Origin of the sequence: Geminicoccus sp., from assembly GCF_035556675.1 — a bacterium.
Taxonomy (GTDB): domain Bacteria; phylum Pseudomonadota; class Alphaproteobacteria; order Geminicoccales; family Geminicoccaceae; genus Geminicoccus.
The window spans coordinates 1-8313 of the sequence record NZ_DATMFZ010000034.1; the positions used below are offsets into that span (position 1 = coordinate 1).

The window sequence follows — 8313 nt, forward strand, 5'->3', positions numbered from 1 at the left end:
CCTTGGCGAAGCTCGTGTCGACCGCGAGCCCAACCGGGCCATGGACCTCGGCACCGGACAGGGCCGCCGCGATCCGGCGGGCCAGGGGCAGGCCGCGCGCGCCCAGGATGACGATCGCGGTCATGGCAGCTCGCGCGGGCGGCGGGCCAGGATCAGGGCGAAATAGGGCAGCCGTTCCTCCGTCACCATATCGAGCGGCCGGACCTGCTCCTCGGCACTGCCCAGCTCGCTCACGACCAGCGCCGATTCCGCCAGCCCGACCTCGGCCAGGAGGTGCCGGATCCGCGGCAGGTGGCGGCCGACCTTCAGGATCGCGACGCTGGCGGCGCTCGTCATGGCCGCCCGGAGCCGCGCGTCCCCGGCCGTGGCCGCCAGGATCGCCAGGTTCTCGTCCCGCTGGGCCAGCACATGGCGGCTGCCGGCCGCGGCCGCCGCGATCGAGGTGATGCCGGGCACCACCGTCACCGGCACCTGCGCGCCCAGCCGGTCGAGCAGCGCAACGAACGAGCCATAGAGCAGGGGGTCGCCCTCGCACAGGAAGCCGACCTCCCGGCCATGCCGGATCTCCGCCAGGATCTCGGCAGCAAGCCGGTCATAGACCGGCCGGGCCACATCGGGGGCGCAGCGCATCGGCAGGTCCGCCGCCAGCTCCCGGGTGTCGGCGGGGATCAGGGCCTGCGCGATGCGCCGGGCCCGGCTCGGCCGGCCGTCCGCGCCGACATGGGCCAGCACCGGCAGTGTGCCGATCAGCCGGGCCGCCTTCAGCGTCACCAGCTCCGGATCGCCCGGACCGACCCCGATGCCGAACAAGCTGGTCACGGCCTGGTCCAGGCCCACTGGGTCACCGGCGCCAGGGCGCGCCAGGCGAGCATGCCGCCGACCGGCTCCGCCCGGCTCACCGCGATCCGGGCGAGTTCGCCGCCATGGTGGGAAGCTGCCGCCAGCAGGGCCGCCTCGCCCTCCAGCGTGACGGCGTTCGCCACCAGCCGGCCGCCCGGGCGCAGCCGCTCGGCCAGGGCCGCGATCAGGCCGGGCGTGCCGGTGCCACCACCCAGGAAGATCGCATCCGGCCGGGGCAGCCCGTCCAGTGCCGCAGGCGCACTGCCCAGGACTGTGGCCAGCTCCGGCGTGCCCAGTTGCAGGGCATTGGCACGGATCCGCTCGAGCCTCCCCGCATTCCGCTCGATCGCGATCGCCCTGGTGCCGGGCTGGGCGCGCAGCCATTCGATGCCGATGGCGCCGCTGCCGGCACCCACGTCCCAGAGCAGCTCGCGCGGGCAGGGGGCGAGCTTGGCCAGCGTCGCCGCACGCACCTCGCGCTTGGTGAGCTGGCCGTCATGGCGGAACGCGTCGTCCGGCAGCCCCGGCACCAGCGGGCGGACCGGGCCCGCGGGCGCCGGCACTTCCAGCCCGACCACCACCAGGTCGCGGAACATGTGCTGCGCCACCTCCGCAGCCGGCAGGTCGAGCACCCGCTCGTCCGGCCCGCCCAGATGCTCCAGCACGTGGAGGCGGGCGCTGCCGAAGCCATGCTCGGCCAGGAGGTTCGCGATCTTCGCCGGGCAGTGCCGGTCGGCGCACAGGATCACCAGGCGCCGGCCCGGCTGCAGCCAGCGCACCAGCCGCTCCAGCGGGCGGCCATGGATGGTGACGACTTCCGCCTCGGCCAGCGACCAGCGCAGCCGGGCGCAGGCGAGCTGCATGGAGGCCACCTGCGGCACGACCCGGATCGCGTCCTCGCCGAAGCGCGCCACCAGCCGGCGCGCCACCCCGAACCACAAAGGGTCGCCCGAGGCCAGCACCACCACCCGGTGCCGCCTGAGGCTGGCCAGATGCTCGATCGACGGGTCGAGCGGCACCTGCCAGGGCATGCGCGGCCGCGGATCGTCGCCCAGCATGGCCAGATGGCGGGCACCGCCGATGAACAGTTCGGCCCGCCCCATGGCGGCGCGGGCCTCGGCGCCGAGTGCCGCCGGGCCGTCCTCGCCGATCCCGACCACGTACAGCCAGGGCTCGCTCATGCCGCCTCCACCAGGCAGGCATTGAGTGCTGCTGCCGCCATGGCGCTGCCGCCACGGCGGCCCAGCACGGTCACGAACGGGATGCCGAGTTCCGCCTCCACCAGCGCCTGCTTGCTCTCCGCGGCACCGATGAAGCCCACGGGCGTGGCGATGATCGCTGCCGGTCGGCTGGCACCCGCGCGGAGCTCGTCGAGCAGCTGGAACAGGGCGGTCGGCGCATTGCCGATCACCACCACCGCACCGCCGAGCCGGGGGCGCCAGCCGGTGACCAGCCGCGCCGAGCGGGTGGTGCCGGCCGCCTGCGCCAGATCGGCCAGCCCCGGATCCTCCAGCCCGCAATGGATCTCGACGCCGTCCGGCAGGTGACGGGCCAGGATCCCGGTCGCGACCATGCGCGAGTCCACCAGCACCGGGGCCTGCCTGGCCAGCGCTGCCCGAACGTCCTCCGCCGGGTCGCCGTCGCTGCGCAGGTCCGCCACCAGGTCGGTCATGCCGCAGGCATGGATCATCCGCACCGCCAGCGGCCGGACCGGCTCCGGCAGCCGGTCCAGGGCGGCCTCGGCACGGATGGTCGCGAACGAGCGGCGGTAGATCTCCGCCGGGTCCCTGAGCCAGTCGCTCATCCCTTCAGACTCATCCGGCCTTCCGACTCATCCGCGACGGCGCGTCCCGCCGTCCTTCAGCACCACGACCTTGTCCGGTTCCGGCGCGTCGAGATGGTGGTGATGATGGCCATGGCCGTGATGATGCCCGTGCCCGTGATGATGGTGATGGCCGTGGTGATGGTGGCGGTCCGCGTCGGTGCCGATCCCCTCGACATGGTGGTGATGGCTTTCCTGCGGCGCCCCCTGGTCGTGCTCGAAGCCCAGGATCTGGGTGCGGTACTTGCAGAGCTGGCAGTTCATGGCGGTATCGCCCGCGGCGATGCCCTCGATCCGCTCGATGAAGGTCTCGACCACCAGCTTATGGTCGTTCAGATAGCCGGCCTCGACCAGCTCGATCCCGGGATGCTCCGCCGCCACCGCGCGCGCCTGCTCGTAGATCCGCTGCACCAGCACGCCGGTGAACAGGAAATAGGGGAACACCACCACCCGGCGGTAGCCCAGGCGGATCGCGCGGCGCAGCGCCTCGTCGGTGCGGGGATGGGCCACGCCGGAATAGCCGGTCTCGGCATGGCCGAAGCCCATGCCCTCCCAGAGCATCCGGGTGACCTTGGCGACATTGCCGTTGGCGTCGCTGTCCGAGGTGCCCCGGCCCACCACCAGCAGCAGGGTCTCGGCGCGGGTGATCTCGTCGGAGGCAAGCGCCAGCGCCGCCTCGATCCGCTCGGCCGCAGCGCGCAGCAGCTTGCCGTCGATGGCGAGGTCGCGGGCCATGCGCACGCGCACCTCGGGATTCTCCGCCGCCCAGGCGTTCAGCACCGACGGCACGTCGTTCTTCACGTGGCCGGCCGCGAACAGCATGGCCGGCATCGCCAGGATCTCCGTGACGCCCTTGTCACGCAGCCGGTCCAGGCCCTCGCGGATCACCGGCCGGGCGAACTCCAGATAGCCGGCCTCGACCGGCCGGTCGGCATAGTGGCGCCGCAGATGAGCGACCAGCGCCGCGAACTCGTGGGTCGCCTCCACGTCGCGCGACCCGTGCCCGCAGATCATCACGCCGATCCTGCTCATCGTGTCCCCATCCACGCCGCCGGCACCCGCAGGCGCGACCACCCTGATCGCGCTTGCGCTGTCGAATGTCGGCGGTGGATAGCAGTGTCACCGCCGGCCCGCCACAGGGGACCCACCGCCCCGATCCGGCCCCACGGTCGGACCACGCCGCCGGCCCACCAGTCCGGGAAGCGCTGCAGCCTTGCTCGTCGAACCGCCCGCCCACCTCCTGGCCTGGCTGATCCTGGCTCTCGTCCTGGATGCGCTGATCGGTGACCCGCCCGCCCTGTGGCGGCGGCTGCCGCATCCGGTGGTGCTGATCGGCCGGCTCGTCACCATGCTGGAGCACCTGCTCCTGGATGCACCGGCGCCAAACGAGCATGCCCCCGGCGACCGGATGCCGGACGAGCGGGCGGCGAATGCAGCCCGGCGCCGCCGCCGGGGTATCCTCCTGGTGCTGCTGGTGCTCGCCCTGGCCCTGACCGCGGGCGCAGCACTCCAGGCGCTGGCCGGGCAGCTGCCGGGCGGCTGGCTCCTGGAGGCGGCGGCAGCCGCGACCCTGTTCGCCCAGCGCTCCCTGTCCGACCACGTCCTGGCCGTGGCCCGCGGCATGGACGAAGGGATCGAGGCGGCCAGGCGCAAGGTCGCGATGATCGTCGGGCGTGATCCGGACCAGCTGGACCAGCCGGCCGTTGGGCGCGCTGCGATCGAATCCGCCGCGGAGAACTTCAGCGACGGCCTGGTGGCACCGCTGGTCTGGACGCTGCTGCTGGGCCTGCCCGGTCTCCTGGCCTACAAGGCGGTCAACACCATGGACAGCATGATCGGCCACAAGAGCCAGCGCTACCGCCACTTCGGTTGGGCGGCGGCACGGCTGGACGACCTGGTCAACCTGCCGGCCTCGCGTCTTTCCGCCCTGCTGGCGATCCTGGCGGCCTGCATCCTGCCCGGTGCCAGTCCCATCCGGGCCTGGCGGACCGTGCGCCGCGACGCCCGCCAGCACCGTTCGCCCAATGCCGGCTGGCCGGAGGCGGCGTTTGCCGGGGCACTGGGCATCGCCCTGTGCGGGCCGCGCAGCTATGGCGGGGTTCCGTCGGTGGCGCACTGGATCGGCGACGGCCGGCGCGACGTCACCGCCGTCGACGTCCGCCGCGCCATCCGCCTGCTCTGGCTCGCCTGGCTGATCGCGCTCGGCATCCTCCTGTTCGTGTTCCTGGCGCTGCCAACGGGTGGCGGGACGGGATGAGGCGGACCTTTAGCGGGGTCCTCCCCAATGGTCCGGCCAGAACTCGTCCTCAGGTCCGGCCCGGGCGCTGGCGGGAACCAGCGGCGTGGCCCCGGCGCGGACCGGCACCGGTTCGGCAGGGGTGGCGAGCCAGCCGAGCGGCGGCTGGCCGCGCTCGTCCTGGAGCAGGCAGAGTCGCAGGCCGGGCACGGCCGCGGCGAAGTCGTCCCGCAGCCCCGCGCGGACCCGATCGGTCAGCCGGCCGCGCAGCGCCTGATCGCCCAGCACGGACGCGGCCCATTCGCCCTGGGCCACGATCGGCCGGCCGCGCAGGTCCAGCAGGATCGCGGGCCTGCCGTGATGGCGCATCAGGGCCGCCAGCCGGCGACGATCGAGCGACAGATCGGACAAGGAAGTGAGCTCCGAGGGCGGGTCTGCCTCCCTTATGCGCCCACATCGCTTAACGATCCGTGAACGGGACCGGGCAGTTCAGCCCGGATCGACAGGAGCAATGGGAGCGGCAGCCGTGAGCAGCCGGCCCAGCGGGATGCAGGCCGCCAGATGGTCGGCCAGCTCGTCCAGAGCCTGCTCGGTGCGCCGGCCTTGGGCCACGGACGCACGCAGCGCCGGAGCAAGGCGCCTGAGATAGTTGGCACGCCACCCGTCATTGGCGAGCAGGCCGTGCAGGTAGCAGCCCGCCACCTGCCCGTCCGCCGAAACCGCTCCGTCGGGCCGGCCCTCGATCCGGACCAGCGGGCGGGCGAGGCCGGGCCCTTCGGTGCGGCCCGAATGGATCTCGTAGCCGGCGAGGGCCAGGCCGCCGTCGAGGTCGGTCGCCCGGACCTCGCGCACCGTTTTGGCCCGGTCGAACACGGTATGGACGTCGAGCAGGCCCAGGCCCGGCACGGTCTGTGGCGGCCCCTCGATTCCCAGCGGGTCCGCCACCGTGTGGCCCAGCATCTGGAAGCCGCCGCAGATCCCCAGCACATGGCCGCCGCGGCGGACATGGGCCAGGATGTCGATGTCCCAGCCCTGCCGGCGCAGGAAGGCGAGGTCGGCGATCGTCGCCTTGGAGCCCGGCAGGAGCACCAGGTCCGTCCCGGCCTCGATCGGCCGGCCGGGCGGCACGATCACCAGCCGCACGTCCGGCTCCTGGGCCAACGGATCGAGATCGTCCAGGTTGGCCAGCCGCGGCAGGCTCGGCACCGCCACGACCAGCGGCGCATCCGGCCGTGCGCGCGCCAGCTCCGCCAGGCCCAGCATGTCCTCCTTGGGCAGGTCCCGGGCGGCCTCGCACCAGGTCACCGTGCCCAGGCTGGCAAGGCCGGTGCGCGCCGTGAGCACCGGATGGGCGCTGGCGAACAGGGCAGGGTCGCCGCGGAACTTGTTGACCAGATAGCCCCGGATCAGCGCCCGTTCCCCGGGCTCCAGCAGCTCCCAGGTGCCGACCAGCTGGGCGATCACGCCGCCGCGCTCGATGTCGCCCACCAGCACCACCGGCACGCCCGCCCGCACCGCGAAACCCATGTTGGCGATGTCGCCGGCGCGCAGGTTGACCTCGGCCGGGCTGCCGGCCCCCTCGACCAGGACGAGATCGGCCTCGCCGGCCAGAAGGTGGAAGCTTTCCAGCACCCTGGGCAGGAGCTGCGGCTTCATCCGGTAGTAGTCGCGCGCCCCCGCCGTGCCCACGACCTTGCCCTGGACCACGAGCTGGCTGCCGCTGTCGGTCTGCGGCTTGAGCAGCACCGGGTTCATGTGCACCGAGGGCCTGACGCCGCAGGCCTGCGCCTGCAGCGCCTGGGCCCGGCCGATCTCGCCGCCATCGGCCGCCGGGGCCGCGTTGTTGCTCATGTTCTGCGGCTTGAACGGCCGCACCCGCAGCCCCTGGCGGGCGAACGCCCGGCACAGGCCCGCCACCAGCAGCGACTTGCCGGCATTCGAGCAGGTGCCCTGGATCATCAGCGCCCGGGCGCCCGGTGCCGGCAAGCTCAGGACTCCACGCTCAGAACTCGATCCCGGGCTGGGCCTTGATGCCGGCGCGGAACGGGTGCTTGACCAGCTGCATCTCGGTGACGAGGTCGGCCGCCTCGATCAGCTCGGGCCGGGCGTTGCGCCCGGTGATCACGACGTGGAGGTCCGGCCGCTTGGTCCGCAGCACCTCCAGCACCTCCTCGACCGGCAGATAGTCGTAGCGCAGCGCGATGTTCAGCTCGTCCAGGACCACCATCCGGACCTCCGGATCGGCCATCATCTCCTTAGCCGCCTCGAAGGCCTGGTGCGCCAGGGCCATGTCCTTCTGCCGGTCCTGGGTCTCCCAGGTAAAACCCTCGCCATGGGCCACGAAGCGCAGCTGGTCCGGGAACCTGTCGAAGATCACGCGCTCGCCGATCTCGCGCGCCCCCTTCACGAACTGGACGATCCCGACCCGGTAGCCGTGGCCCAGCGCCCGCAGCACCATGCCCCAGGCCGCCGTCGACTTGCCCTTGCCGGTGCCGGTATGCACCACGATCAGGCCCTTCTCGCCGGTCTTGGACGCATAGAGCGCGTCCTTGGCGGCCTTGATCTTCGCCTTCTTCAGGGCGTGGTCGCGGTCCTCATCCCCGTCCGTGCCCGTGTCGCTCATCCGCCTGTCCCCCCGATGCCGTAAGGAGCCGCCCAGCCGAGCCCGTCCTCGGTGCGCCCGCGCGGCCGGTACTCGCAGCCCACCCAGCCGGCATAGCCCAGCCGGTCCAGCAGGGCGAACAGATGCGGGAAGTTGACCTCGCAATCGTGCGGCTCATGCCTCTCCGGCACGCCCGCCACCTGGACATGGCCCACCTGGTCGATCTGCGCTTCCAGCCGCCGGGTGAGGTCGCCCTCCATGATCTGGCAGTGGTAGAAGTCCATCTGCACCTTGGCGTTCTTCGCCCCCGAGCGCTCGATCAGTCGCCGCGCCTGGTCCTGGTACGAGAGGAAATAGCCCGGCATGTCGCGCTGGTTGATCGGCTCGATCACCACGGTGATGCCCAGGGGCTCACAGGCCTTGGCGACCTCGGCCAGGTTCGCGGCAAACGTCGCCTCCTGCTGCTCGCGCGGCAGGCCGGCGGGTGGGATCCCGGCCATCATATGCAGGGTCGGGCAGCGCAGCGCCTCGGCATAGCGCAGCGCCTTCTCCACCCCCTCCATCAGCTCCTGCTCCCGGCCGGGCAGGCAGGCCATGCCGCGCTCGCCCGCCGCCCAGTCGCCGGGCGGCAGGTTGAACAGCGCCTGGGACAGGCCGGCGCCGTGCAGGGCGCCGGCGACCTCGTCCACCGGGAAGTCGTAGGGGAACAGGAACTCCACGCCCTTGAACCCGCAGGCAGCCGCTGCGGCGAACCGGTCGAGAAAGGCATGCTCGTTGAACATCATGCTGAGGTTCGCGGCAAAGCGCGGCATC

9 protein-coding genes are annotated in these 8313 nt (G+C 72.6%); 1 reads left to right on the forward strand and 8 read right to left on the reverse strand.

Going from position 1 to position 8313, the window contains the following annotated elements:
• Positions 1-120: 120 nt before the first annotated feature.
• Genes cobI through VNS22_RS02525 form a run of 4 tightly spaced genes read right to left on the reverse strand, consistent with a single transcriptional unit; the run spans position 121 to position 3694 of the window.
• Positions 121-819 carry a precorrin-2 C(20)-methyltransferase gene (cobI, locus tag VNS22_RS02510; protein ID WP_325729277.1) on the reverse strand — a complete coding sequence of 233 codons (699 nt, stop codon included), beginning with the start codon at positions 817-819 and terminating at the stop codon, positions 121-123.
• The gene (gene cbiE / locus VNS22_RS02515; RefSeq protein ID WP_325729279.1) at positions 816-2021 is read right to left on the reverse strand and encodes a precorrin-6y C5,15-methyltransferase (decarboxylating) subunit CbiE; all 1206 of its coding nucleotides are present in this window, start codon (positions 2019-2021) and stop codon (positions 816-818) included. The genes cobI and cbiE overlap by 4 nt, the downstream gene beginning before the upstream one ends.
• Positions 2018-2644, reverse strand: coding sequence for a precorrin-8X methylmutase (locus VNS22_RS02520; RefSeq protein ID WP_325729281.1), 627 nt, complete (start codon positions 2642-2644; stop codon positions 2018-2020). Before VNS22_RS02520 ends, cbiE begins: the two co-directional genes overlap by 4 nt.
• A 27-nt stretch (positions 2645-2671) precedes the next feature.
• The gene (locus VNS22_RS02525) at positions 2672-3694 is read right to left on the reverse strand and encodes a sirohydrochlorin chelatase (RefSeq protein WP_325729284.1); all 1023 of its coding nucleotides are present in this window, start codon (positions 3692-3694) and stop codon (positions 2672-2674) included.
• 181 nt (positions 3695-3875) lie between these two features.
• Here VNS22_RS02525 and cbiB point away from each other — a divergent pair, with 181 nt between their 5' ends.
• Positions 3876-4919, forward strand: coding sequence for an adenosylcobinamide-phosphate synthase CbiB (gene cbiB, locus VNS22_RS02530; protein ID WP_325729286.1), 1044 nt, complete (start codon positions 3876-3878; stop codon positions 4917-4919).
• Between the two features lie 9 nt (positions 4920-4928).
• Here cbiB and VNS22_RS02535 read toward each other — a convergent pair whose 3' ends face one another.
• The 4 genes from VNS22_RS02535 to otnI all read right to left on the reverse strand — a co-directional run bounded on the left by VNS22_RS02535 (position 4929) and on the right by otnI (position 8312).
• Positions 4929-5309, reverse strand: a complete 381-nt coding sequence (locus VNS22_RS02535) for a hypothetical protein (protein WP_325729288.1) — start codon at positions 5307-5309, stop codon at positions 4929-4931.
• Positions 5310-5387: 78 nt separating this feature from the next.
• A complete protein-coding gene (locus VNS22_RS02540; RefSeq protein ID WP_349261689.1) occupies positions 5388-6857 on the reverse strand; it encodes a cobyric acid synthase in 1470 nt (489 codons plus the stop codon).
• 43 nt (positions 6858-6900) lie between these two features.
• Positions 6901-7521: a cob(I)yrinic acid a,c-diamide adenosyltransferase gene (gene cobO / locus VNS22_RS02545; protein ID WP_325729292.1), complete on the reverse strand. Its 621-nt coding sequence runs from the start codon at positions 7519-7521 to the stop codon at positions 6901-6903.
• A complete protein-coding gene (gene otnI, locus VNS22_RS02550; RefSeq protein ID WP_325729294.1) occupies positions 7518-8312 on the reverse strand; it encodes a 2-oxo-tetronate isomerase in 795 nt (264 codons plus the stop codon). The genes cobO and otnI overlap by 4 nt, the downstream gene beginning before the upstream one ends.
• Position 8313: the final 1 nt, after the last annotated feature.

Excerpts from the sequence above, each read along its gene's own strand:
- cbiE (WP_325729279.1), bottom strand. The coding sequence starts at position 2,021 with ATGAGCGAGCCCTGGCTGTACGTGGTCGGGATCGGCGAGGACGGCCCG.
- VNS22_RS02520 (WP_325729281.1), bottom strand. The coding sequence starts at position 2,644 with ATGAGCGACTGGCTCAGGGACCCGGCGGAGATCTACCGCCGCTCGTTC.
- VNS22_RS02525 (WP_325729284.1), bottom strand. The coding sequence starts at position 3,694 with ATGAGCAGGATCGGCGTGATGATCTGCGGGCACGGGTCGCGCGACGTG.
- VNS22_RS02540 (WP_349261689.1), bottom strand. The coding sequence starts at position 6,857 with ATGATCCAGGGCACCTGCTCGAATGCCGGCAAGTCGCTGCTGGTGGCG.
- cobO (WP_325729292.1), bottom strand. The coding sequence starts at position 7,521 with ATGAGCGACACGGGCACGGACGGGGATGAGGACCGCGACCACGCCCTG.
- otnI (WP_325729294.1), bottom strand. The coding sequence starts at position 8,312 with ATGCCGCGCTTTGCCGCGAACCTCAGCATGATGTTCAACGAGCATGCC.